Consider the following 238-nt stretch of genomic DNA (forward strand, 5'->3'; position numbering starts at 1 on the left):
CGGACCGGCACCGGGAGCTGGCCGAGTCGGGCGTCGACGTGTTCAAGCTCGACTTCGGGGAGTACCTCCCGCGGGACGCCGTGTTGAGCAACGGGAAGACCGGCGCGGCGATGCGGAACCGCTACCCGCGGCTGTACTACGAAACGGTTCAGAACGCGCTCCGCGAGGCCGGGCGGGACCGGCCGACGCTGTGGGTCCGCTCCGGCTGGATCGGCGACCAGGAGTTCCCGATACACTG

1 protein-coding gene is annotated in these 238 nt (G+C 70.2%); it reads left to right on the forward strand.

What is annotated here, in order from left to right; all coding sequences use genetic code 11:
* A partial coding sequence (locus EXE44_RS19360) for a TIM-barrel domain-containing protein (protein WP_199241311.1) occupies nucleotides 1-238 on the forward strand: 238 nt, incomplete at both ends.

Origin of the sequence: Halorubrum sp. SS7 (genome assembly GCF_005435055.1) — an archaeon.
Taxonomy (GTDB): Archaea; Halobacteriota; Halobacteria; order Halobacteriales; family Haloferacaceae; genus Halorubrum; species Halorubrum salinarum.